At 66.9% G+C, this 24607-nt stretch carries 19 protein-coding genes and 1 pseudogene; 15 read left to right on the top strand and 5 right to left on the bottom strand.

From position 1 onward, the window contains the following. Positions 1 to 6 precede the first annotated feature (6 nt). Entirely contained in the window at positions 7 to 1488 is a 1482-nt protein-coding gene (locus FAZ79_RS08485) for a phospholipase D family protein (RefSeq protein ID WP_136867545.1), read from the bottom strand. Positions 1489 to 1844: 356 nt separating this feature from the next. Between FAZ79_RS08485 and katG the strand changes: the two genes are divergently transcribed. Beyond that, positions 1845 to 4064, top strand: coding sequence for a catalase/peroxidase HPI (gene katG / locus FAZ79_RS08480; RefSeq protein ID WP_136867544.1), 2220 nt, complete (start codon positions 1845 to 1847; stop codon positions 4062 to 4064). A 174-nt stretch (positions 4065 to 4238) separates the two neighbouring features. Here katG and FAZ79_RS08475 read toward each other — a convergent pair whose 3' ends face one another. Beyond that, entirely contained in the window at positions 4239 to 6029 is a 1791-nt protein-coding gene (locus FAZ79_RS08475) for a Na/Pi symporter (protein ID WP_136867543.1), read from the bottom strand. Between the two features lie 428 nt (positions 6030 to 6457). Here FAZ79_RS08475 and FAZ79_RS08470 point away from each other — a divergent pair, with 428 nt between their 5' ends. Beyond that, positions 6458 to 7132, top strand: a complete 675-nt coding sequence (locus FAZ79_RS08470; RefSeq protein ID WP_136867542.1) for a hypothetical protein — start codon at positions 6458 to 6460, stop codon at positions 7130 to 7132. Positions 7133 to 7202: 70 nt separating this feature from the next. On the opposite strand, the gene FAZ79_RS08465 is transcribed toward FAZ79_RS08470, so the two are convergent. Then, on the bottom strand, positions 7203 to 8453 hold the full coding sequence (locus FAZ79_RS08465; protein WP_136867541.1) for a YeeE/YedE family protein: 1251 nt from the start codon (positions 8451 to 8453) through the stop codon (positions 7203 to 7205). Positions 8454 to 8682: 229 nt separating this feature from the next. Between FAZ79_RS08465 and FAZ79_RS08460 the strand changes: the two genes are divergently transcribed. The 4 genes from FAZ79_RS08460 (at position 8683) to FAZ79_RS08445 (ending at position 11376) form a co-directional block, all read left to right on the top strand. After that, complete coding sequence (locus tag FAZ79_RS08460) at positions 8683 to 9684, top strand: glutathione S-transferase family protein (RefSeq protein ID WP_136867540.1); 1002 nt, start codon at positions 8683 to 8685, stop codon at positions 9682 to 9684. Continuing rightward, complete coding sequence (locus tag FAZ79_RS08455; protein WP_136867539.1) at positions 9681 to 10409, top strand: pirin family protein; 729 nt, start codon at positions 9681 to 9683, stop codon at positions 10407 to 10409. Before FAZ79_RS08460 ends, FAZ79_RS08455 begins: the two co-directional genes overlap by 4 nt. A gap of 75 nt (positions 10410 to 10484) precedes the next feature. Next, positions 10485 to 11165, top strand: coding sequence for a hypothetical protein (locus tag FAZ79_RS08450; protein ID WP_136867538.1), 681 nt, complete (start codon positions 10485 to 10487; stop codon positions 11163 to 11165). Further along, positions 11158 to 11376: a hypothetical protein gene (locus FAZ79_RS08445; protein ID WP_136867537.1), complete on the top strand. Its 219-nt coding sequence runs from the start codon at positions 11158 to 11160 to the stop codon at positions 11374 to 11376. The genes FAZ79_RS08450 and FAZ79_RS08445 overlap by 8 nt, the downstream gene beginning before the upstream one ends. Positions 11377 to 11477: 101 nt before the next feature. Here the strand turns inward: FAZ79_RS08445 and FAZ79_RS08440 are convergent, their stop codons facing one another. After that, positions 11478 to 12422 carry an MBL fold metallo-hydrolase gene (locus FAZ79_RS08440; protein ID WP_136867536.1) on the bottom strand — a complete coding sequence of 315 codons (945 nt, stop codon included), beginning with the start codon at positions 12420 to 12422 and terminating at the stop codon, positions 11478 to 11480. Between the two features lie 210 nt (positions 12423 to 12632). On the opposite strand from FAZ79_RS08440, the gene ppsA reads away from it, so the two are divergent. From ppsA to FAZ79_RS08400, 9 genes are all read left to right on the top strand, one after another. Continuing rightward, a complete protein-coding gene (ppsA, locus tag FAZ79_RS08435) occupies positions 12633 to 15026 on the top strand; it encodes a phosphoenolpyruvate synthase (protein WP_136867535.1) in 2394 nt (797 codons plus the stop codon). A gap of 62 nt (positions 15027 to 15088) precedes the next feature. Next, a complete protein-coding gene (gene apbC / locus FAZ79_RS08430; RefSeq protein ID WP_348769785.1) occupies positions 15089 to 16204 on the top strand; it encodes an iron-sulfur cluster carrier protein ApbC in 1116 nt (371 codons plus the stop codon). Between the two features lie 3 nt (positions 16205 to 16207). After that, positions 16208 to 16678, top strand: a complete 471-nt coding sequence (locus FAZ79_RS08425; protein WP_136867533.1) for an HAD family hydrolase — start codon at positions 16208 to 16210, stop codon at positions 16676 to 16678. 97 nt (positions 16679 to 16775) lie between these two features. Next, positions 16776 to 17273 (top strand): thiol peroxidase, encoded by a 498-nt coding sequence (gene tpx / locus FAZ79_RS08420; RefSeq protein WP_136867532.1) that lies wholly within the window; start codon positions 16776 to 16778, stop codon positions 17271 to 17273. A gap of 110 nt (positions 17274 to 17383) precedes the next feature. Continuing rightward, positions 17384 to 18295, top strand: a complete 912-nt coding sequence (locus tag FAZ79_RS08415; RefSeq protein ID WP_136867531.1) for an ROK family protein — start codon at positions 17384 to 17386, stop codon at positions 18293 to 18295. Positions 18296 to 18476: 181 nt separating this feature from the next. Further along, positions 18477 to 18629 (top strand): hypothetical protein, encoded by a 153-nt coding sequence (locus FAZ79_RS11480; RefSeq protein ID WP_156574163.1) that lies wholly within the window; start codon positions 18477 to 18479, stop codon positions 18627 to 18629. Positions 18630 to 18828: 199 nt separating this feature from the next. Then, positions 18829 to 21078 (top strand): diguanylate cyclase, encoded by a 2250-nt coding sequence (locus FAZ79_RS08410; RefSeq protein ID WP_136867530.1) that lies wholly within the window; start codon positions 18829 to 18831, stop codon positions 21076 to 21078. 88 nt (positions 21079 to 21166) lie between these two features. Then, positions 21167 to 23518 carry a 5-methyltetrahydropteroyltriglutamate--homocysteine S-methyltransferase gene (gene metE, locus FAZ79_RS08405; RefSeq protein WP_136867529.1) on the top strand — a complete coding sequence of 784 codons (2352 nt, stop codon included), beginning with the start codon at positions 21167 to 21169 and terminating at the stop codon, positions 23516 to 23518. A 47-nt stretch (positions 23519 to 23565) separates the two neighbouring features. Then, the gene (locus tag FAZ79_RS08400; RefSeq protein WP_136867528.1) at positions 23566 to 24495 is read left to right on the top strand and encodes an alpha/beta hydrolase; all 930 of its coding nucleotides are present in this window, start codon (positions 23566 to 23568) and stop codon (positions 24493 to 24495) included. Here FAZ79_RS08400 and FAZ79_RS08395 read toward each other — a convergent pair. Further along, positions 24476 to 24607: pseudogene (locus tag FAZ79_RS08395) on the bottom strand (IS481 family transposase); the annotation flags it as partial. The gene FAZ79_RS08400 and the pseudogene FAZ79_RS08395 overlap by 20 nt on opposite strands.

The raw sequence follows: 24607 nt of genomic DNA, 5'->3' as shown, positions 1-24607 counted from the left end.
GCCCGGTCAGAACGTCGACAGGCCGGTCGCCTCCATCAGTCGGTAGCGCCAGTAACGCCACCACGAGTCGTCGGCGTACTCGGCAAAGGGCAGGCTGTGGTGCTCGCCGTTGGTGTTGCACCAGCGCGTATCGAAAAAGGCCATGGCCTCGCGGAGCGCCGGGTGATCGGGCGGGGCCTGCCATTCGACGTTGGTCTCCATGTTGAAGTTGTCGAGGTTGCGGCGGGTGAAATTCGCCGACCCGAGCAGCAGCCGACCGGAGCCATCGGCCTGGCGATGGAGCAGCATCTTGCTGTGACACTGCTCGCCGCGCGTATCGCACCAGCGCACCGGGACGCCCGCTCGGTGCAACTCCATTCCGACCGGCCGGTTGGGGATGCCGCTCTTTTCCCGGCCGAAGGCATCGTGGTTGGCGTCGAGCAGCACGCGCAGCGCCACCCCGCGTGCGGCTGCCTGCTTGAGGGCATCGATCACCTCCCGGTGCGAGAGGTAGAACATCGCCAGGTCCAGTCGCTCGCCGTCCTCCGCCGCCTGGATCATTGCGACGGCGGCCTCGCGGATACGTGCCTCGGTCAGTACCCGTAACCGTCCTTCCTTCGAGTCGAGGGGGTCGCCCCGCGGGGGCGAGGGGAGGGCGAAGGCGCGCTCGGCGCCGGACAGCTCGGCGGCGGCCTGCTCGGTCGCTAGCAGGTCCAGGGCGGCCGGGCCGGCAAACCGCAGGGCGACGTTGCCATGCCGGCTGCTCGCGTCATGCGGGTTGGCCGAGGTCACCAGCCCGATCCATTGCTCCCCCCGATCGGCGATCACGGTCTTGCGGTGGTTGGCCTTGAAATTGAGCAGCCGCATCCACGCGGCGAGCGTGGCGCCACGGTCCTCGGCCAGGGGGTTGGGCAGCCATCCGGCGCCGGGTTCGCTCTCCAGCCATCGGCAGCACAGCCGCCACAACCCGGACCACAAGGGGTTCGGATCGCGCAGACGGTCGAGGTCGGTAGTGATGACCCGAACCCCCTCATCTCGCAGTTTGCCGAGGTGGTCAGCGGCCACACCGCCGTACGCGGTATTGACCGGGTCGGTGATCAGCACGGCCTTGAGATCGGGCTGTCGGCCTCGCTGGTCGATCAGCGCCTGGGTCAGCTCGGTCGACAGCGGGCGATGACCGTCACCGGTCTCGCCGGCGAAATCGTTGAACAGGAACATGTCGAGGACGAGCAGCCGTTGCGACCCGACGATCATTTCCCGGATCGCATCGAATATCCGCTGGTCGCTGACGCGCGTCCCGTCGGGCGCCGTGTAGGTCGTGTCGGCGAGAAAGCGCACCTCCTCGGCGGGGACCCACGGCGTGGCCACGTCCAGCCCGCCGGGCATGGGCTTGTAGACATGCCAGGCGCCCATGGCCAGCCAGGCGATCAGCCCGATCGAGAGCAGGGCAATCAGGCTGCGCTTGCCGGGACGGTAGCGGCGGTGGCGGGGCGGCTGAGGTGGGTGCATGTCGGGCCTCGGTATGGATTCGGACCCCTCACCTGAGCGTTACCTGGCGGGGCTTGATCGGAATGCTACACGCTTGCCAGGTAATCGGGCTCGGGGGCCACGACCTTCCTTTTTCGGGCGGCGTGGTGCCGCGGTGGTGGCGATAGGCCGTAACTATTGAACGCCAAGGAAAAATCAATTTGCAGGCGGTGGACGGGAGGCCTAAGTTCGATCACTGATTCGGTGGCGCATGGATCCCTGGGGTTCCGGTGCCGCTGTCGTTTTCCCGGCGGACACCCGTCGGGCGTTTCGCATCAGCGAACCCGGAGAGTCGGCCGTGCAAGGCGGACCTCTGCCAAGACCACGAGGAGTAGGAAATGGGCGAGAACGCGAACGCAGGCAAGTGTCCGGTCATGCATGGCAGCCGCACCAAGATGGGCGGCGGCGGTGGTGGTGCCAAGGATTGGTGGCCTAACCAGCTCAACCTCGGCATCCTGCACCAGCACACGGGCGTGTCCAATCCGCTGGGCGAGGATTTCGACTACGCCGAGGAATTCAAGAAACTCGACCTCGAGGCGGTCAAGAAGGATCTCGTCGACCTGATGACCGACTCGAAGGAATGGTGGCCGGCCGATTACGGTCACTACGGCCCGTTCCTGATCCGCATGGCCTGGCACTCGGCGGGCACCTACCGCACCGCCGACGGGCGCGGCGGCGCCTCCACCGGCAACCAGCGCTTCGCGCCGATCAACAGCTGGCCGGACAACGCCAACCTCGACAAGGCCCGCCGCCTGCTGTGGCCGATCAAGCAGAAATACGGCAACAAGCTCTCCTGGGCGGACCTCTACATCCTCGCCGGCAACATGGCGCTCGAGTCCATGGGCCTCAAGACCTTCGGCTTCGGCGGCGGTCGCGTGGACATCTGGGCACCGGAAGAGGACATCTACTGGGGCGCCGAGGAGGAGTGGCTCGCGACCAGCGACGCGCCGCACAGCCGGTACTCCGGTGACCGTGAGCTGGAAAATCCGCTCGCCGCCGTGCAGATGGGCCTGATCTACGTCAACCCGGAAGGCCCGGACGGCGAGCCCGACCCGCTCGCCTCGGCGCGGGACATCCGCGAGACCTTCGAGCGCATGGCGATGAACGACTACGAGACCGTCGCCCTGACCGCCGGCGGCCACACCTTCGGCAAGGTCCACGGCGCCGGTGATGCCGCGCTCGTCGGCCCGGAGCCCGAGGCCGCGCCGATCGAGGAGATGGGCTTCGGCTGGAAGAGCCGCTATGGCAGCGGCAAGGGCCGCGACACCATCACCAGCGGGCTGGAAGGGTCCTGGACGCCGACCCCGACCCAATGGGACATGACCTACCTGGACGTGCTGTTCGGCTACGACTGGGAGCTGACCAAGAGCCCGGCCGGCGCCTGGCAGTGGACGCCCAAGAACCTGGCCGAGAAGGATCACGCCCCGGATGCCGAGGACCCGAACCGGCGGGTCGGCATCATGATGAGCACCGCCGACATGGCGATGCGCGAGGACCCCGAGTACCACAAGATCGCCAAGCACTTCCACGAGAACCCGGAGGAGTTCGCCGATGCCTTTGCCCGGGCCTGGTTCAAGCTCACTCACCGCGACATGGGCCCGAAGGACTGCTACCTCGGCCCGGACGTGCCGGACGAGGACCTGATCTGGCAGGACCCGGTGCCGCCGGTCGATCACGTGCTGATCGACGAGCAGGACGCCGAGGACCTCAAGGCGGCCATCCTGGATGCCGGGCTGGGCGTGCGCGAGCTGGTCTACACCGCCTGGTCGTCGGCCTGCACCTTCCGCGGCTCGGACAAGCGCGGCGGGGCCAATGGCGCTCGAATCCGCCTGGCGCCGCAGAAGGACTGGGAGGTCAACGAGCCCGAGCAGCTCGCCCGCGTGCTCAAGACCCTCGAGGGCATCCAGAAGGAATTCAACGACGCGCAGTACGGCGGCAAGCGCGTGTCGCTGGCCGACCTGATCGTGCTGGGCGGCGCGGCGGCCATCGAGCTGGCCTCCTGGGATGCCGGTTACCCGGTCGAGGTGCCGTTCGCGCCGGGTCGGACCGACGCGACCGACGAGCAGACCGATGCCGATTCCTTCGATCCGATGAAGCCCGAGGCCGACGGGTTCCGCAACTACCGTCGCGCCAAGTTCACCGTCTCCGACGAGGAAATGCTGATCGACCGCGCCCAGCTGCTGGGCCTGTCGGCACCGGAAATGACCGCCCTGGTCGGCGGCATGCGGGTGCTGGGCGCGAACCACGGGGAGAGCAAGCACGGCGTGTTCACCGACGAGCCGGGCACCCTGACCAACGATTTCTTCGTCAATCTGACCGACATGGACACGGTCTGGAAGCCCACCGAGGCGGACGAGGACATCTACGAGGGGCGCGACCGCAAGACCGGCGAACTCAAGTGGACCGGCACGCGCGTCGACCTGGTGTTCGGTTCGAACTCGCAACTGCGGGCGATCGCCGAGGCCTATGCCCAGGACGACGCCGGCGGGCGGTTCGTGCACGACTTCGTCGCGGCCTGGAACAAGGTGATGAATGCCGGGCGCTGCGACCTCGGCTGACCGCTAGGCTGCCGCCGGCAACGCCGGCGAGCATGTTCGACAAGGGCCACCGATCCACTGGGTCGGTGGCCTTTTTGTTGCTCCCGGGTATAGGCCTCATGCCATGGGCGTCAGATTGTGCGGCCAAGGCGTCCCCCGGAGGCAGCGGCAGTGAGCCGGCTGCCGTTTTTCGCCTTACCGTGGCCTGTCGGATTCCTCGTCCCGGTCGCCCGAGCCTGACTGTCCCATCGTATCCGCTAACTCGGCGGGCTCTGCCGTCGTCGGGGTGGCGGCGTTGGTCATCTCCATGACGGCGTCGTCCCGGTAGGTGTCGGTGTCCTCGGGGCGCGCACCCTCGTCACGGTGCTGGTAAAGCTGCTTGCGCAGACGGCGGGTGTACTTCGCCGCCTTGTAGGACTGGTCGACGATGCGCCGGACGTGGCTCAACTCGTCGAGCCGGGCGACCATCTGGCGCACGGGCAGGCGGTCGTCGGCGCCGGCGCGCAACAACAGCGCCTTGAGCGCCTGGTAGTCGTCAGCGAAGTCCTTGATCGCGCGCTTGATCGGCTTCATCTCGAAGCCCTCGGCGTCCGGGTCGGCCAGGGCGAGGAAGTGCGCCGTCTCGCGGCGGAACTCGGTGAGTGCCTCGGCGATTGCCGGGTCGGTGGGCGCGGTCAGGGTGGCCTCGAGCTTGGCGATCTCCTCGACGTGTTCGGCGATGTCGCCGTAGTAGCGGCTGATGCGCATGGCCAGCGGGAAGCCCTCGGCGATCGAGGCGGGGATCTCGCCGTACTGGGCCCGGTTGGAAAATTCCACGCAGGCGAGGATCAGCCGGTCAACGATGGCGCGGTCACGGTGCAGCCGATCGATGGCCGCCGAGCCCTCCATGCTCACCACGTCACGCGCGCCACGCCGGGCGATCTCGCCGATGCGCTTCAATTCCATGTTCAGCGCATCGAGCGCGAGGTCCGGGGTGCTGGCGATGTGGCGGTCGAGATGCCGTGGCTGACCCTCGTCTTCCTCGGCGCTGCGAAACCGCGTCTCGAGGAACGACACCAGCCGTGGTGTCAGTGGCCAGAATATCGCCATGCCCAGCAGCTTGGTGGTGGTGTGGAAGATCGCGAGCGAGGTGGCCGGGCCCGGCTCCAGGCGCATCAGTTGCGCGGTCTGCGCCACCAGCCAGAGCAGGGCGGGCAATGAGACAAAGGCGACGATGCCGACCACCACGTTGAACAGCACGTGGGCCACCGCGGCGCGCTTGGCCGAAGAGGTCGCGCCGATGACCGCGAACAGGGCCGTCGAGGTGGTGCCGACGTTCGCACCGATCACCATGGCGGCCGCCGCGGTCAACGGGATCAGGCCGGTGCCGGCCGCCGTGAGCGTGATCGCGAGCGAGGCACTCGACGAGTTCATCACCACGGTCATGACCACGCCGATGGCGACGAACATCAGCAGGCTCAGTATGCCGTTGCCCGTGTGGTCGGCGAGGTCGAAGCCCTGACCGAAATCGCCGAACGCGGTCTTGAGCACGTCCAGCCCCAGGAAGAAGATGCCGAAGCCGGTCAGGGCATCCCCCAGGTAGGCGCGTCGCTTGCCCTGGCCGGTGACTCGCAGCAGCATGCCGATGGCCACCGCCGGCAGGGCGAGGGCCTGCAGATCGACCTTGAAGCCGACCAGCGCGACCAGCCACGAGGTGGCCGTGGTGCCGATGTTGCTGCCGATGATCACGCCGATCGCCTGGAACAGCGTCAGCAGACCGGCATTGACGAAGCCGACCGTGGCGAAGATCACGGCCGACGAGGATTGCACCACCGCCGTGATGCCGATGCCGGAGACGATGCCGCGTGGGGTGGTGGCCGTGCCGCGGGCGAGTATCTCGCGCAGGGCATCGCCGGCGGCGACCTTGAGGCCGTCGGTCATCAGGCGCATGCCCAGCAGAAACAGGCCCACGCCGCCCAGGAAGGTGAGTATCAGGTGAAGGTTCATGGGGTCATGATAGCTAGGGAAACTCTGCACGATTCGATGGCATCTCTGGCTCGCGGGTTTGTTCGCAATCGAGACGCCGGACCGAAGGCGGGCTTATTGCCCGTCGAGGGACGGCAACGACGAGTGCGGGCAAACCCGCGAGCCCCGTCCGGGCGGGCCTCCAAGGGCCCATCTGCGGCGTTGCAGCCCTTGTAAAGGGCGACGGCCCTTCACGGCGGACTGTGCCTTGCATCTGGACCCTTGGAGGTCCCGCAGAGACGTCATCGAATCGTGCAGAGTTTCCCGAGGAAACCCTGCACGAATGAATGCCAAGCCCCGCCGGGCGCGCGGGACGGGTGCTAGACTCCGCTTCCCCGTCAACACCCTGATCGGCCGGGCGTCTGTCAATCCGAGGACGACTGGTCGTTGCGCGAGACCGTGAGGTTGCCATGCCCCGTCGTATCGTCCTGATGCCCTTGTTGCTGGCCGGCATCGGCCTGTCCGCACTCCTGACCGGCTGCCAGGCCGAGGTGGAGGCCGAACTCCGGGTCAGCGACATCAGGGATCGGGAAACCCGCGGGCTGTTCGCCACCAGCCGGGTCGGCACGGACGACTGCGATCGCGGCCCCCGGAGCAACGTGCGCGACGGGAGCGCGGGCTGGACCACCTGGGTGCTCTCCGGCGTGTTTCCGGACACCCGTTACCGCGCCTGCCGCGTGACCGACTCAGGCGCCGAGACCACATTTCGCAACATGTTCGTCTTCGATGCCATGCCCGGCGAGGCGCTGGGCGGGCTGTCGCACGTGAACGTCAAGTTGCACGAGCAGACGCTCTCGGTCGGCTTGCCGGACTACGTGCAGGGCAACATCGAGCGGGTGCGTGGCCAGACCGGGTTGGATGACAACCCGCGGATCACCACCCGGCTGACGCTGGTGAACAACGAGGACGACGCATTCGTCTACCGGCTGGCCCGCTACGAGGACGGCGGACAGGCCGACTGGAGCGAGTCGCGTGTACTCGAGGCCGGTACCCGGGTGTCGCTCGACTACCCGGCCGCGCTGGCCGAGCAGGTGCTGGTCGACGGGCGGGCACCGTTGTTGCGGATCGAGTCGGGCGACGACTGAGCCCCCGGCCGAATCGATTCGACCGAATCGGTCGAGGGCTGTCGGGCAGCGCTGAACGCGAGTGCCCGTCTTACCGCGAGCAGCCGCTCGGTCGCTCGCCGGTCGGGTCTTCGTCTCGGAAGGGGTGACAGCGGCGCGGGATCAGGCGCAGGTCGGCCAGCAACGCGCAGGTCAGCGAGCGCCGGCGGCTTTCGGGGTAGAGCGCGCGGTAAAGCATGATCTTGAGCGTCACGAACGCGCCCAGCACGATGCCGCCCAGGGCGATCAGGCTCCCCAGTGCCAGGGTCGAGGCGCCGGACAGGCCCTGGCCCACCGAACAGCCCATCGCGATGATCCCGCCGGTACCCATCAAGAGCCCGCCGATCGAGTAGGTGCCGAACTGCGACCAGGCACGGAATCCCTGCAGTCGGAAATGGCCGCGCACCACGGCCCACATGCCGGCGCCGACGATGACCCCGAGCATGGCGACGATGCCGAAGGTCACGAGACCTAGCGCCGGCGATTCGGCCAGGCGGAGCACCTCGGCGGCCGGCGCAACGAAACTCAGCGACTGGGTGCCGGTACCCTTGGGCGGGTCGAATGCAAGGGCCGCCTCGCTCATCAGGACCTGCCCCATGGGCGAGCCGGTCCAGAGCCAGCCGGCGGTGATCACCAGGCCGATGCCCAGCCCGCCAATCACGTCCGCACGACGCATGCGTTGTCCATGATCCATCCGCCACAGCCAGGCGAGCAGCCCGACCGTGACGACCAGCGCGATGGCCAGTCGCCAGTGTTCCAATGACCCGCCCGGAGTGATGCCCGCGAGCAGGGCGCCCAGATCCTGGTGGCCGATCGAGATGGCCTCGAAACTGAAGTGCGGCCAGGCCAGCGTCTGGTCGACGAACCAGCGCGCCTCGGGCCAGTAGAGCAGCCCGGCGGCGGTCACGCCCACCACGGCGTAGGCCCACAGCGATTTCATGTCCCCCTGGCCGATGTTGACCAGCGTCTTGGTGGTGCAGCCGCCGGCGAGCACCATGCCCACGCCGAACAGCAGGCCGCCGAGCAGGTAGCGCAGCCATGGGAAGTCGGCGGCACGGTAGTTCACCCGCGTCTGGTCGAGATCGAATACCCCGCCGGTCTCGAGCAGCGCGACCCCGAGGATGGCCACCGCGATCGACAACAGCCAGGCGCGCATCCGGCCCGGATCGCCGGTCAGCACCCAGTCGGACACCGCGCCCATGTTGCAGTAGCGGGTGGCCGCGGCGATGGCGCCGAAGGCCAGTCCGATCAGGGCGGCGCCAGCCAGTAGGGTCAGCCAAGGGGTGTCGAACAGTAGGGGCATGAGGCGGTCGTCGATTATCGAAGGGCGAATGTCCCCTCATGGTAGGGCGAAATGCCCGTCAGGGCGTTGTTTTCGCCACAGAATCTCGTGATCGGGGCATAAGTCGGGTATCCGTCGCGGCCGGATGAGATATTACCGAATCGAATCAAAGGTTTCGAATAGTTCGACAACGTCACCGGAAATCTGGTCCATACTCCGGCGCTTGCCAGCACAGTGCCAGGAGAAACGCGTGAGTCTGCTCATCGAGGGGAAACTGCATACCGATTGGTTCGAATCCGAGTCCGAGGGCGGCGAGTTCGTCCGCAAGGACTCGATGTTCCGTCACTGGATCACGCCGGATGGCTCGCCGGGGCCGACCGGGGAGGGTGGCTTCCCGGCCGAGGCCGGGCGCTACCACCTCTACGTCTCCTACGCCTGCCCCTGGGCGCATCGCACGTTGATCTTCCGGGCCATCAAGGGGCTCCGGGACCTGATCAGCGTCGACGTGGTCCACCCGCACATGCAAGCCGAGGGCTGGCACTTCGGCGAATTTCCCGGTGCCACGCCGGACAGCCAGATGGGCGCGCACCACCTCCACCAGTTGTACACCCGGGCCGATCCCAAGGTCAGCGGCATCGTCACCGTGCCGGTGCTCTGGGACAAGCAGCGCCAGACGATCGTGAACAACGAATCGTCCGAGATCATCCGCATGTTCAACTCGGCCTTCGACGACCTGACCGGCAACCGGCACGACTACTATCCGGCCGATTTGCAGGGGGCGATCGACGAGATCAACGCCACCGTCTACGACAACGTCAACAACGGCGTGTACCGGGCGGGGTTCGCCACCACGCAGGAGGCCTACGAGGCGGCCTTCGACCGCCTGTTCGAGGTGCTTGACGAGCTCGAGGAGCGACTGTCCGGCCAGCGTTACCTGGTCGGCAACCGGATCACGGAAGCCGACTGGCGCCTGTTCACTACCCTCGCGCGCTTTGACGCCGTCTATCACGGTCACTTCAAGTGCAACCGGAACCGGCTCGTCGACTTCCCGAACCTGTGGGCGTTCACCCGTGAGCTCTACCAGTGGCCAGGTGTGGCCGAGACGGTGCGCCTCGATCACATCAAGCACCACTATTACGTCAGCCACGACTGGATCAATCCCACCGGCATCGTGCCGCGCGGGCCCAAGATCGACTTCGACCAGCCGCATCATCGCGGCGTTCACCGTGACGAGCGCGAGGTGTTGCTGTGAGTATCGAGATCCGGGATGCCACCGTGATGGCCGAGGGGGCCGGCGCACGGGTCAAGCGCCATCTGCCGCTGCCGGCGTTCATGAACTTCGACCCGTTCGTGATGTTCGATCACTTCGAGCTCGGCCCGGGGACGGGCTTTCCCGAACACCCGCATCGGGGCTTCGAGGCGATCACCTACCTGTTCCGTGGCGAGATCGAGCATCGTGACAACCTCGGCAACGTCTCGACGGTCGGGCCCGGTGGCGCGCAACGATTCACGGCCGGGGCGGGGATCGTCCACTCCGAGATGCCCTCGGTCGAGGAGACCACCAGCGGGATCCAGCTGTGGGTGAACCTCCCGCGTCGGTTGAAGGCCAGCGAGCCTGCCTACGAGGAAGCCCCGGCCGAGACGGTGCCCGAGGTCGACTTCGAGGGCGGACGCGAGCGGCGCATTGCCGGCGAGGGCGGACGGGTCGTCTTGAAGACCGACGCCCTGTATCGCCATGTCCTGCTCGATGCCGGCGGTCGGCACGCCATCGCCTTGCCTGCCGGTTGGCGGGCGATCGTTTATCTCAAGGATGGCGCGGCGCGGATCAACGGGCAGTCGCTCTCGCCGGCGCAGGCCGCCTTCCTCGACGGCGAGACGCGGATCGAGCTCGAGGCGGTCGACGACAGCGAGGTGATGGTGGCGGCCGGCCGTCCGCACGGTGAGCCGATCCGTCAGCGTGGGCCCTACGTCGATTAGCGTCGATCTGACGGGCCGCGCGTTGCCGCGTTGAAGCCGGCTGGGTAGCATGGCGATTTTTTGGACGGTCATTCCATGAATCAACGTTCCATCGTGGCCCTGACGGGCTTGGCGCTGGCGGTCTATGCCGCCTGGCTCGTCTACCTGGGGCTGGTGCTACCGCCCGAGCGCGCGGACGCCCTGTTCAGTGAAACGGGCTGGTTTGAAGACTTGAGCGCGGTGTTCTGGCTGGTTCTGGCCGCGGTGCTGCTGTTTGCCAGACCAATCCGCCTGTCGCGTCGCATCGGCATGGCCGTGATTGCCGCGGCACTGGCTGCCCGCGAGGAGGGCTGGCACAAGAAGTTCACCACCGACAGCCTGTTCAAGTCCGACTACTACCAGATGACCGGCGTCCCGATGGCCGAAAAGCTGATCGCCGGCGCCGTCGCGGTGGGGCTGACGATCACGCTGATCTGGTTGCTGGTGCTGGGCGGACGGGAGATCGTCGGGCGTGGCGGCTGGCGTCGTCCCTGGGGCTGGCTCGCCCTGTTCGCGGTGGCGATCTCGCCGATCCTCAAGGCCGTCGACCGTGGCCCGTCAATCCTGCGGGTGCAGTTCGACATTACGCTGCCGGAGAACATCGACATGGTGATGCTTTCCCTAGAAGAGGGCATGGAGTCGGCCCTGCCGGTGCTGTTCCTCCTTGCCCTGGGGCTGTACCTGATGGACCGCCGATCCGGCGGGACCACGCCCGCCGCGGATCGTGCCCATGGGTGAGGAGTCGGGCGCCGATTTCCGCTGCGGCATCGTGGACGTGCTGGAGGCTGCGGCATTGCACAAGCGGCACGCCGAGGTCCAGGTGGATGGTCGCTGGCGGCGCATTCGGGTCATCGACGTGGTTACCGATCACGGCGAGGACTGGGTGGTGCTTCCCGGGGATGACCGCCTGGCGGTAAGCCGGATCGAGAAGGCTCGCCCGGAGCGGTAGTAAGCAAGGGGTGAGGCAAGGCACGAAAAAAACGGGGCGAAAAGCCCCGTTTTCCGTCGCCGACGCCCGCCTGATGCGACCGGGGGCGCTTGCCGTTCCCCCTACATGCCTTCGAACAGGATGAACGTGCGGTTCATGTTGGTGCGATGCCAGCTGTCGTAGTGCTCGAGATACTTGAAGGCCTCGAGGTCGTCGTTGGCATTCATCACGTCGCTCATGGCCTCGAAGTTGCGGGCCGCCTCGCCGACGGTGTTGACCAGAAAGTCGTAGTAATCGCCGCTGTCGCGTCGGGCACGCTCCATGTCGCTGACGCGGCCATGGCCCGGCACGACGTGTTCGGGGTCGATTTCCTCGAGTCGGGCGAAGGCCTCCAGGCCGTTCTGCGGGTTCGACCACGGGTGAATGCCCAGCAGGCGATCGACGTAGACGAGGTCGCCGGTGAACGCCACGTCGCTTTCCGGCAGGTAGGCCATGGCATCGCCGGGGAAGTGGGCGTTGGTCAGGGAGAGGTCGATCTCGGTGCCGCCGAGCGTGATGGAGGTGGTCTCGCCATCGAGGACCCGGTCGGCATAGGCCGGCCTGGTGCCCTCGAAACGTTCGCCCAGTGCCTCGGGCAGTCGACCTTCCATGTGCTGGTCGGCGAATTCCTGCTGCGACTCGACGGTCTGCTCGAGGGCGATGACCTCGGCACCCTGTTGCTGGAAGTAATCGTTACCCAGCCAGCGATGGTCCTGCACGCCGATATTGACCACCCAGCGGATCGGCTGGTCGCTGACCTTGGCGACGGCTCGCTCGATGTACGGGCCGCTGAAGGCACCCGGGCCGGAGTCGATCAGGATCACGCCCTCGTCGGTCACGATCACCCCGTAGTTGGCGTTCATGCCGTGATTTTCGTAGGTGCGGGCATCGGTCGGCCCGATGATCGCGTACACCGAGTCGGTGACCGGCTCGGCCGTCGGCTGGTAGGTGGTCTCGCCATCGGCATGGCCGAGGGCGGTGGTCAGCAGGGCCAGCGTGCCGGCGAGGAGGGCGGTGAGTCGTTGCATGGGTCTCTCCAGTGAGGGGGTGGTCGAGTATACATTCGTCCGATCGAATATTGTCAAAAAGGTTCCCGCAACGACACCTCGGCCGGTGCTAAGCTCGACCCAAGGTCATGGACACAAGGCCCTGGGCACCAGGGCCATTGTCCGGGCCATGGCCAGGCGATCGGGTCAGGCGATTCGGGGCGGCCGGGATTGATCAAGGGAGAGGCAGTAATGCGCTTTGTGCGGCGATTTTCCGAACTGGGCATGAACGACGTGGCCACGGTGGGGGGCAAGAACGCCTCCCTGGGCGAGATGGTCGCCCAGCTTTCTGAGCGTGGCGTGCGGGTGCCCGACGGGTTCGCGACGACCGCGGAGGCCTATCGCCATTACCTCGAGCACAACGATCTGACCGACCGGATCGGCGAGGTACTCGGTTCGCTCGATACCAACGACGTCACCGCGCTGGAAAAGGCCGGACGGCAGATCCGCGGCTGGATTGCCGAGGGTGAGGTGCCGGCGGACCTTGCCGAGGAGATCGTCGCGGCCTACCGGGAACTGGGCCAGGAGTACGGCGAGAACACGGACGTGGCCGTGCGCAGTTCGGCCACCGCCGAGGACCTGCCTACCGCCTCGTTCGCCGGCCAGCAGGAAAGCTATCTCAACATCGCCGGCGAACAGGCCCTAATCGACAGCATCCGCCACGTGTTCGCCTCGCTGTTCACCGACCGGGCGATCTCCTACCGGGTGCACCAGGGATTCGATCACATGGCGGTGGCCCTCTCGGCCGGGGTGCAGAAGATGGTGCGCTCGGACAAGGCCGCCTCGGGGGTGATGTTCACCATCGACACCGAGTCGGGCTTCCGGGACGCCGTGTTCATCACCGCGGCCTACGGGCTGGGCGAGAACGTGGTGCAGGGGGCGGTCAACCCGGACGAGTTCTACGTCTACAAGCCAAAGCTCGAGGAAGGCTTGTGCCCGATCGTCTCGCGCCAGCTGGGCGTGAAGGCGATCCGCATGATCTACACCGAGGATGCCCGCCACGGTGCCTCGACCCGCAACGTCGACGTGCCGGTCGAGGAGCGCCAGCGTTTTGCGATCACCGACGAGGAGGTGCTGACGCTGGCCCGCTTTGCCGTGGAGATCGAGCGCCACTACAGCGAGCAGGCCGGCGAATTCCGCCCGATGGACATCGAGTGGGCCAAGGACGGCGACAGTGGTGAGCTGTTCATCCTCCAGGCCCGTCCCGAGACGGTCCACTCGCAGCGCGAGGCCGCCACCCACGCCACCTACCGGCTGGAAGAGCGGGGCGAGGTGCTGGTCGAAGGCAAGAGCGTCGGCGAGCGCATTGCCGCCGGGCGCGCCCGGACGATCGAGTCTTCGGCCGAAATGGCGAAGCTCGACGACGGCGAGATCCTGATCACGGACATGACCGACCCCGACTGGGAGCCGATCATGAAGCGCGCCGGGGCGATCGTCACCAACCGGGGTGGACGGACCTGTCACGCCGCGATCATCGCCCGCGAGCTGGGCATTCCGGCGATCGTCGGCTGCGGCGATGCCACCGAGCGGGTGCCCGACGGCGAGGAGGTGACCGTCTCCTGCGCCGAGGGCAGCACCGGGCATGTCTATCGCGGCGTGCTGCCGTTCACGGTCGAGCGGCTCGACCTGTCGGGGACCGAGACCACGCGCACCGACTTGATGATCAATCTCGGCGATCCCGAGCAGGCCTTCCGGCTGGCCTCGCTGCCGGCGGCGGGCGTGGGCCTGGCGCGACTGGAATTCATCATCAACAACCGCATCGGCATTCACCCGCGGGCGTTGCTCGAATATGACCAGCTGGATGCCAAGACACAGGCCGAGATCGATCGGCACACCGTGGGTTTCGCCGATCGACGCGAGTTCTACATCCAGAAGCTCGCCGAGGGCGTGGGCACGATCGCGGCGGCCTTCCACCCGCGGCCGGTGATCGTGCGCCTGTCGGACTTCAAGTCGAACGAGTACGCCGCGATGGTCGGCGGGGCGGGGTTCGAGCCCCACGAGGAAAACCCGATGCTCGGCTTTCGCGGGGCGTCGCGTTACTACGCCGAGTCGTTCGCCGAGGCGTTCCTGCTCGAGTGCGAGGCCCTGCGGCGCGTGCGCGAGGGGATGGGCCTGACCAATGCCCAGGTGATGTTGCCCTTCGTACGCAGCGTCGAGGAGGTCGACCGGGTGCTGGCCCTGATGGCCAAGGCGGGGTTGGAGCGCGGCCGGCACGACCTCAATGTCTACCTGATGTGCGAGATCCCGGCCAATGCACTGCTCGCCGAGGAATTCCTCGAGCACGTCGATGGCTTTTCCATCGGCTCGAACGATCTCACTCAGCTGACATTGGGGGTCGATCGCGACTCCTCGCTGATCGAGGGGCTCGACGAGCGCAACCCGGCGGTCTTGAAGCTCATGGCCATGGCGATCGCCGCCTGCCGCGAGCAGGGCAAGTACATCGGGATCTGCGGTCAGGCGCCCTCGGATTTCCCCGAGATCAGCGAGTGGCTGGTCGAGCAGGGCATCTCGAGCCTGTCGCTCAACCCTGACAGTCTCCTGCCCATGCAGCAGACGGTGCTCGAGGCCGAAAAACGGTTGGCATAACCAGACCGGATTGGTCCGATTTTGCTACCCTAGGGGGCTAAGCCAATAGCGGAGTGACGAGATTGATGGGCCTGTTCGGCAAGAAGCGCAACGCCAACGACGAACGAACTGCCGAGATCCAGCGAGCGGTCGAGGCGATTCACGATCCCAACAACGACCAGACGCTGGCCGAGTCGGGGGCGGTCGAGCGTGTCGAATGCGGCGACAAGTCATGCCAGATCGATATCGTGCTCGACTACCCGCCGGGGGACTGGGAGGCCGAGCTGACCAGTCGGGTTCGCGAGGCAGTCGCCGGCGTTGATGCCTCGCTTGCCCCCGCCGTCACGGTGGCCTTTGTTGCCCCCGAGGGCTCGGCCCTGCATGGCAAGCCCCTGCCGGGCGTGAAGAACATCATCGCGGTGGCCTCGGGCAAGGGTGGCGTGGGCAAGTCCAGCACTAGCATCAACCTCGCCCTGGCCCTAGCGGCCGATGGCGCGAAGGTGGGGCTGCTGGATGCCGACATCTACGGCCCGAGCCAGCCGCGCATGCTGGGTAGTCACGAGAAGCCGCGCCAGGTCGACGACAAGTCGATGGCCCCGGTCGAGGCCCATGGCCTGCAGACCATGTCGATCGGATACCTGGTCGACGAGGAATCGGCGATGGTGTGGCGTGGCCCGATGGTCACCTCGGCCCTGATGCAGTTGCTCAACGACACCCGCTGGGACGGCCTGGATTACCTGATCGTCGACATGCCGCCGGGTACCGGCGACGTGCAGCTGACGCTGGCGCAGAAGGTGCCGGTGGCCGGCAGCGTGATCGTCACCACCCCGCAGGAAATCGCCACCCTGGACGCGCGCAAGGCGATCACCATGTTCAACAAGGTGAACGTGCCGATCCTGGGCGTGATCGAGAACATGGCGACCCACGTCTGCTCGAACTGCGGTCACGTCGAGGCGATCTTCGGCGAGGGCGGCGGCGAATCGATCGCCAGTCAGTACGGCACCGACTTGCTGGGCCGCCTGCCCCTGGATCTGCGGATCCGCGAGGACCTGGATGCCGGCACCCCGACGGTCGCCAAGGACCCGTCCGGCGCGCTGGCCGGCACCTACCGTCAGGCCGCGCGACGGCTTGCCGCGGGCCTTGGGCGTGCCGTGCGTTCGGAGCAACAGGCCGGACCCGAAATCGTCATCGAGGAGTAAACCATGCTCGAAATCACCATCCCCAGTCGGGGCGTCCTGCACCTGTCGCACCTGGTGCTCGACTACAACGGCACGCTCGCGCTCGACGGCGCCCTGGTCGAAGGCGTGGGCGAGCGCCTGCACGAGCTGTCCAAGCACCTGGACGTCCACGTCATCACCGCCGATACCTACGGTGACGTCGAGGGGCGACTGGCGGACCTGCCGGTGACGCTCTCGACCTTGTCCGACCACCTGCAGGACGAGGCCAAGCAGCGCTACGTGCGCACGCTCTCGGCGCGTGAATGCGTCACCATCGGCAACGGGCGCAACGATGCCCTGATGCTGGCCGAGGCCGTGCTGGGTGTCGGCGTGATGCAACCGGAAGGGCTGTCACGCCACGCGCTGGATGCCTGCGACGTGATCTGCCCCGACATCAACAGCGCCCTTGATCTACTCTTGAAACCCAAGCGGCTGATCGCGACGCTGCGTAACTGATACGCACTGGCGGCGCCCTGCGAGGCCACCGCCATTTCGACCCATTTCGACAATCATTTCAGCCAGTTCGACTGGCCCAAGAGAAAGGAGGCAATCCATGTCCCAGGTCACATTCAAGGGCTCGCCCGTCAACGTTGCCGGCGCGCTGCCGTCCGTGGGTGACAAGGCGCCCGCGTTCTCGCTGACCGCGAGCGATCTTTCCGACAAGGGGCTGGAGGCATTTGCCGGCAAGAAGAAGGTGCTCAACATCTTCCCGAGCCTGGATACCGGCACCTGCGCCCAGTCGGTGCGCGAGTTCAATCGCCGCGCCGGCGAACTCAACGACACGGTCGTGCTGTGCATCTCGATGGACCTGCCGTTCGCGCAGGGTCGCTTCTGTGGCGCCGAGGGGCTCGATGATGTGGTCACCCTGTCCGCTTTCCGTCATCCGGAGTTCCTCGACGATTACGGCGTGCGCATCGCCGACGGCCCGCTGGCCGGATTGGCCGCCCGTACCGTCGTGGTGCTGGATGCCGACAACACGGTGCGCCACGTCGAGCAGGTCGGCGAGATCGCCGACGAGCCGAACTACCAGGCCGCCCTCGGCGCGCTCTGACGAAAGAACTACCGACTGCCTGGCACCCGCGGGGTGCCGGGCGACCATCGGCCCGGCACGTGAACGGATCGCGGCCGGGCCGTTGTCTTTTCGAGCAGGGGAATAAGGCGATGAGCAATCGACTGGGCGTCGACCTGGGGGGCACCAAGATCGAGGTGGCGGTACTGGACCCCGACAACCACATCCGCTGGCGGGAGCGCGAACCCACGCCCAAGGGTGACTACGCCGGGACGGTCGAGAGCATGGCTGCGCTGATCGAACGCGCCGAGCGCGAGTGCGGTCGGGCCGACGGCATCGGGGTGGGCACCCCCGGCACGATTTCGCCGCGTACCGGCCTGATCAAGAACGCCAACTCCGTGGTACTCAACGACCGACCGCTCAAGGCGGATCTCGAGGCCCGCCTGGGGCGCGAGGTGCTGATGGCCAATGACGCCAACTGCCTCGCGCTGTCCGAATCGGCGGATGACGGGGCCGCGGCGGGTGCCGATTCGGTGTTCGGCGTGATCCTCGGTACCGGCGTGGGCGGCGGGCTGGTGATCGATGGCCGGGTGCTGGTCGGGCGTAACGCGATCGCCGGCGAGTGGGGGCACAACCCGTTGCCCTGGGCGGAGGGTGACGAGTCGCCCGGCCCGGCATGCTGGTGTGGCCTCAACGGGTGCATCGAGCAATGGCTCTCCGGGCCGGCATTCGAGCGCGATCACGCCGAGCGCAGCGGCGAGTCGCTAACCGGCGAGGCCATCGTGGCCCGTGCGCTGGACGGCGACGAGGTGGCCAACGCGAGCCTCCTCCGCTACGAGCGGCGCTTGGCACGCGCGCTGGCGCACGTCATCAACCTGTTCGATCCTGACGTGATTGTGCTCGGCGGCGGGATGTCGAACGTCGACCGGCTCTACCAGAACGTCCCGGCGCAGTGGGACGAGTTCGTCTTCTCCGACCCGATCAGCACGCGTCTGGTGCCGCCACGTTTCGGTGATTCGAGCGGGGTACGCGGGGCGGCGTTCCTGGGCGAGTCCCTTGCCTAATTTCTGGCCGATTCGCCGGGCCAACGCCTGCGCTGACGCTGTTTGCCGATCGATCGCTCACTCCGGCGAATACTGCAGTGATGCGCTGGGTTGATAGGTCCATAAGCAGGGTCTAGATTCAGACCCATGACCTGGCCTGACCAAGGCGGTCATGCGATCAAACAATCGGAGGTTGATTGTGATGGACATCGAACTGCAAATCGTACTGGTCAGCATCCTCGCCATGATCGGCATCATCGGCATGCCTCTGTACGCCTTCTGGATGCTGTGGAAGAAGTCGGGCGAGGCCAAGCACGCCCAGGAAGAGCGACAGCACCAACATCAGCACAGCTAACGCCGCTTGAACGCTCGGTGGTCGAGTCCGGACCACCCGGGAACCCGAATTGAGGAAGGCCGGTGCCGCAAGGCACCGGCCTTTTCGTTTGTCGAATCCGGAAAAGAGCCAGCATTTGCCTAGGCTGACTAGCCGTACGGACCGCGCTCTAAGCTAGACTGGTTTTATCGGGTAATCCGCATCAAAGGAGAGATCGGTGGTGGGCAGTCTCCACACCGGCCGGCGGGCCGAAAACCAGGATATGCCGGGGCCGTTTCGTGGCGGCTCGCGGCCTCGCTATGCCCGTCTCAAGCGCATGCTTCCGTCGTTGGTCGCCGGCCTGGTGGTCAGTGGCGTGCTGCTGGCCTCCACGTGGGTGGTCGAACGGCAATTGACCACGGCGGTCCTGCAGGCCGATCTGGATGACCTGGCCCAGATCCGCACGCGCATCGAATCCCAGCTCAACCAGGCCTCGAATGTGTCCGACGGTGTTGGGGCGATGATCGAGGTCAACCACGGGCTCGACGTCGACAGCCTGCGCTCCGTCGCCGACCGGATGCTCGAACGCACGCCGGTAATCCGGTCGATCGCGATCGCCCCGGACAACGTCATCCAGATCAGCATTCCGCTCGAGGGCAACGAGGCGGCAATCGGCGTGGATCTCGCCGCTCATCCGATTCAGGGGACGTCGTTGCGCCGCGCGATGCAGACGGGTGAACCCGTGCTGGGCGGGCCCTACGAGCTGGTGCAGGGCGGTTACGCGGTCATCCACCGGGTGCCGGTCTTCTTCGACACCGACGGTGACGGGGCCGAAGAGTACTGGGGCGTGGTATCCACGCCCATCGACGTCATGCGGCTGTTCGAGAGTGCCGGGGTGAGCGACCGACTGAACGAGGGCAGCCTGGCCGTGCGCGGCATGGATGGCCTCGGGGCGGACGGGGCGGTCTTCCTGGGCCAACCGGAGCTGTTCGCCGAAGGCGATGTCCTGACCACCCCCGTGATCGCCCTGGACGGGCGCTGGCAACTGGCCATGCAGCCCAGCCAGCCGCCCGCGATGGTCACGTGGTTGACGCGCGCCGCCGAGCTGCTCGCCGTGCTGGTCGGCCTGCTGGTGATCTGGCTGGCCGTGCGCTGGCAGGCACAGCAGCGTTCTCTGGTCGATTCCGAGCGACTGTTGCGTGACGTGACCTCCAACGTGAGCGACGTGGTGTTTCGCACCGATCGCCGCGGACAATTGGTGTACGTCAGCCCGGCCTACGAGCGGATGGTGGGACGTTCCGAACAGGGCGTCATCGGGGCGTCCTGGCTCAACCTCTTTCCCGAGGAGGAACGGCGACGCATCCGCGAGGCGGCCGAGCGCATGCGGGGGCGTGGCCGCGCCGGCACCGGTCAATCGCGCCTCGAGCGCGTCGTGTTGACCACGAGGCTGGTGCGCAACGACGGCACGGAAGTGCCCGCCGAGGTGCGCGTCGAACCGGTTGCCACCGCGGCGCAAGGGCAGTCCGGCCTGGTCGGCACGCTCACCGATCTCTCCGACCGGCAGGCGTTCGAGCAGCTCGAGGGGCTGGCCACGGCCGTGTTCGAGGGGGCGGGGGACGCCATCGTCATCCTCGACCGTTTCCGGCACGTGCTGGCCGTCAACCCGGCCTTCGAGCGGCTGGTGGGGCAGTCGTCCAAGGAACTGGTCGGGGCGCGCCTGACCACCCCCGAGGTACTGGATCACAGCCGTCGACGACTCGAGGCCTGTGTCCGCGGCCTGCGCCAGCGCGGGCGCTGGACCGAGGAGCTGGCCTGTCGGCTGCCGGACGGTCGCGAGCGCGTGCTGGGCTGGTCGGTCGACCTGATCCGTGACGATCGTCGCCGGGTGAGCCGCTACGTCGCCGTGATCAGCGACGTCACCGTTCGCCATCGCCGCATGCAGGCCATGCACCATCGCGCCCTGCACGACCCGCTTACCGACACGCTCAACCGCTCCGGGCTCGAGGAACGCTTCGAACAGGCCCGGTTGCATGCCATCCGCGAGGGTACGGGCATCGCGTTGGCGTTCGTCGATCTCAACGGCTTCAAGCCGATCAACGACACCCTGGGGCACCACGTCGGCGACGAGGTGCTGCGCGAGGTGTCACGGCGCCTCTCCGGTGTGGGTCGTCGCGAGGACATCGTGGCGCGACTGGGCGGCGACGAGTTCGTGGTCGCCTTCTACGGGGTGCGCAACGACGCGGACATGGTCCGCCTGGGTGACGCACTGCTCGAGGCGCTGCGGGAGCCGATGATGCTCGGTGGCACCGCGCAGCTGATCCACGTGCAGGCATCGATCGGTTTTGCCCGGTTCCCGGACGATGCCGACACGCTCGATGGCCTGATGCGGCGCGCCGACGCGGCCATGTACCGCGCCAAGGAGAAGCGTGACGACACCGTGGTCTTCCATCGTGACCTGGTCGCGGCATCCGACTCCACCAGTCATGAATGAAAATCATGTAAAAAGAGAATAAGGCGCGACGAAATGCATGTTGTCTTTCGATAGGGTGAATCCACATCCATTATCGAGAGTCACCGACATGACCGCCGCGACCATCCCGCCCGTCACCCATACGCCCTTCACCAACAAGCTCGTCACCCACACCCTCGGCTTCCCCCGCATCGGTCAGAATCGTGCCCTCAAGTGGGCCCTCGAGGACCATTGGCGCGGGACGTCCGATCGGGTCGCCCTGCACGAGACCGCCCGCCAGGTGCGCGACGATTCCCGCCGATGGCACCGTGAGGCCGGTATCACGCGTCCGGCCTGCGGCGATTTCACGTTCTACGACGGCATGGCCGACCTGTGCCTGTTGTTCGGCCAGGCACCGCAACGGTTCGGCGACCGGCCCAATGACCTCGACTCGCTGTTTTCCCTGGCGCGTGGGCAACAAGGAGAGCAGGGCAGCCTCGCGCCGCTGGCGATGACCAAGTGGTTCGATACCAACTATCACTACCTGGTGCCCGAGCTGGACGCGGCACGCCCATTCCGGCTCGATGCCGGGCGCCTGCTCGACGAGATCAAGGAGTCGCTCGCCGACGATCCGTCCAGCAAGCCGGTACTGATCGGGCCGCTGACCTTCCTGTGGTTGAGCGGGGGTGCCAGCCGGGAGGAGCGCCTGGCCCGGGCGCCGGAACTCGCCCATGCCTACGCCGCGCTGTTGAGCGAGATCGCGGCCCTGGGCGCCGAGTGGGTGCAACTGGACGAGCCGATCCTCGGGCTGGATCTGCCGGCCGACTGGCTGGCCGCGTTCGAGCCGGTTTATCACCGCGTGAAGACACCGGGACTCCGCCTGATGCTGGCAAGCTACTTTGCGCCGATCGACGGGCGATTGTCCCTGTTGGCCGGCCTGCCGATCGACGGCCTTCACGTCGATGCCTCGTCCGGTGGCGAGCTCGACGCGATTGCCGATCGTCTGCCGGCGTTCAAGGTGCTCTCGGCGGGGGTGCTGGACGGTCGCTCGATCTGGCGTGCCGACCTGGCCGCGCTGCTTGATCGACTCGAGCCGCTGCATCGACGCTTGGGAGACCGCCTGTGGCTGGCGCCGAGCTGTTCGCTGTTGCACCTGCCCCTCGACGCGGGCGAGGAGTCCCAGGCTGACACGGCGCTGCCGCCAGCCTTGGTCGAGAATTTGAGCTTTGCGCGTCAGAAACTGGTTGAACTGCAATTGCTGGCGCGGGGGCTGGCCGAGGGGCGCGACGCCATTGCCCCTGAGATCGAGGCGGCCACGGCCGCCCGCCAGCGTCTGGCCGCGTTGCCGGGACGACGGGATGACGCCCGCCGCGAGCGGTTGAGTCGATCGCTCGACCGTGAACCCGTCCGCCGTCACGCCTACCCCGATCGGGCCAGGGCCCAGCAGGCCCGGTTGAGGCTCCCGGCGTTTCCCACCACGACCATCGGCTCGTTCCCGCAGACCGACGAGATCCGGGCGACGCGCCGGGCCCATCGGCGCGGGGAAATCGACACGAACGCCTACGAACGGGCGATGCGTGCCTCGATCGCCGACACCATCGCCGAGCAGGAAGCCCTGGGTCTCGACGTCCTGGTGCACGGCGAGCCCGAGCGCAACGACATGGTCGAGTACTTCGGTCAGCAACTGGATGGATTCGCCTTCACTCGTGCCGGCTGGGTGCAGTCCTACGGATCTCGCTGCGTTAAGCCGCCGATCATCTGGGGTGACGTGGCGCGTGCTCGTCCGCTGACCGTCGAGTGGAGTCGCTATGCCCAGTCGCTCACCGATCGGCCGGTCAAGGGCATGCTCACCGGCCCGGTCACGATGCTCTCCTGGTCGTTCGTGCGCGATGACCTGTCCCGTGAAGCGGTCGCCTACCAGCTTGCCGCGGTGCTGCGCGAGGAGGTCGCCGACCTGTGTGCCGCCGGTATCGCCGCGATCCAGGTGGACGAGCCGGCCTTCCGCGAGGGATTGCCCCTGCGCCGCGCCGGCTGGGATGGCTATCTCGACTGGGCCGTGCGCGCCTTCCGGTTTGCGACCGCGTTGGCACCGACCGACGTCCAGATCCACACCCACATGTGCTACAGCGAGTTCAACGACATCATCGCGGCCATCGCCGCGCTGGATGCCGACGTGATCACCATCGAGACGACCCGCTCGAACATGAAGTTGCTGGATGCCTTCGCCGAGTTCGAGTATCCCAACGAGATTGGCCCGGGCGTCTGGGACATCCACTCGCCGCTGATCCCGAGCGTGGCGGAGATGGTCGACCGGCTGGAACTGGCGCTGGACAAGGTGCCGGCCGACCGATTGTGGGTGAACCCCGACTGCGGGCTCAAGACGCGCGGCTGGGAGGAGGTGCGCGCCGGATTGCGCAACCTGGTCGCCGCGGCGCATGAATTGCGCGAACGGGCACGCATCCGGTCATCCCGCGCGCGCTGAGTCGGTCTACACTCCGTGGCCCTGCGCGATGACCACGGAGCAAACGCGTGAAACGAATCCTGACCGCGATCACCGCGGCGAGTGTGACCCTGCTGAACCTGACTGCCTGTTCGGGGGCGCGGGTCCTCGAGTCACTCGCACCGAGCGAATCGGTGGCCGTGACCCGTGACGTGGTCTTCGATGCCGAGCGCGAGTTGTCGCTGGACGTCTACCGCCCCGTCGATGCGACCGACGCGCCCGTGGTGGTGTTTTTCTGGGGCGGTAGCTGGCAGTCGGGCGATCGTTCCACCTACGGGTTCCTGGGGCGGACACTGGCGAGTCGCGGACTGGTGGTGATGATTCCGGACTACCGCGTCTACCCGGAGGTGCGCTACCCGGCGTTCCTGTGCGACTCGGCCCGCGCGGTGGCCTGGGCCCGCGAGCAGGCCACGGCGTACGGCGGCGATCCCGCACGGCTATCGCTGTTGGGGCATTCGGCCGGCGCGTACAACGCCGCGATGCTGGTCACCGATGCACGCTATCTCGAGTCCGTGGGTGGCGGGCGCGACTGGATTGCCAGCTGGGCGGGACTTGCCGGCCCCTACGATTTCCTGCCGTTGAACGACGCCACGCTCGAGCGCATCTTCGAGCCGGCCGACCCGTTGGCATCCAGCCAGCCGGTCAACTGGGTCGATGCCGACGTGCCGCCGACGCTGCTGGTGGTGAGCGCGGACGATCCGGTGGTCGATCCGCGCAACACCGAGCGCCTCGCCCGCCGGCTGGAACAGTCCGGCGTGCCGGTGGAGTTGTTGCGCGTGGATAACCTGCGTCATGCCGGGCTGGTGATCAGCCTGTCGAACGTGTTCCCGTTCGGCGAGGAAGTGCTGGCGACGGTGTCGCGGTTCTTACTTGGTCCGGCAACCCCGGATGATGGGATGCCCGGGCCGGTTCATGCGAGCGCCGAGGCTGGCACGCCGGCTAGGTGTGGAGTCTCATGAGGTTGTCCTCGGGTAACCCAAGGACGCTGATGGGCGGTTTATGGTCAAGGCTGCCATGTTGCCGGTGCCAATTGTAGTCATGCAGCCATCTGGGTAAGTGCTGAGCACGTTC

It is taken from the genome of Guyparkeria sp. SB14A (assembly GCF_005096345.1).
Classification (GTDB): domain Bacteria; phylum Pseudomonadota; class Gammaproteobacteria; order Halothiobacillales; family Halothiobacillaceae; genus Guyparkeria; species Guyparkeria hydrothermalis.
The sequence above is the reverse complement of the archived record's forward strand: the minus strand, read 5'-3'. Positions and strand labels throughout refer to the sequence as shown.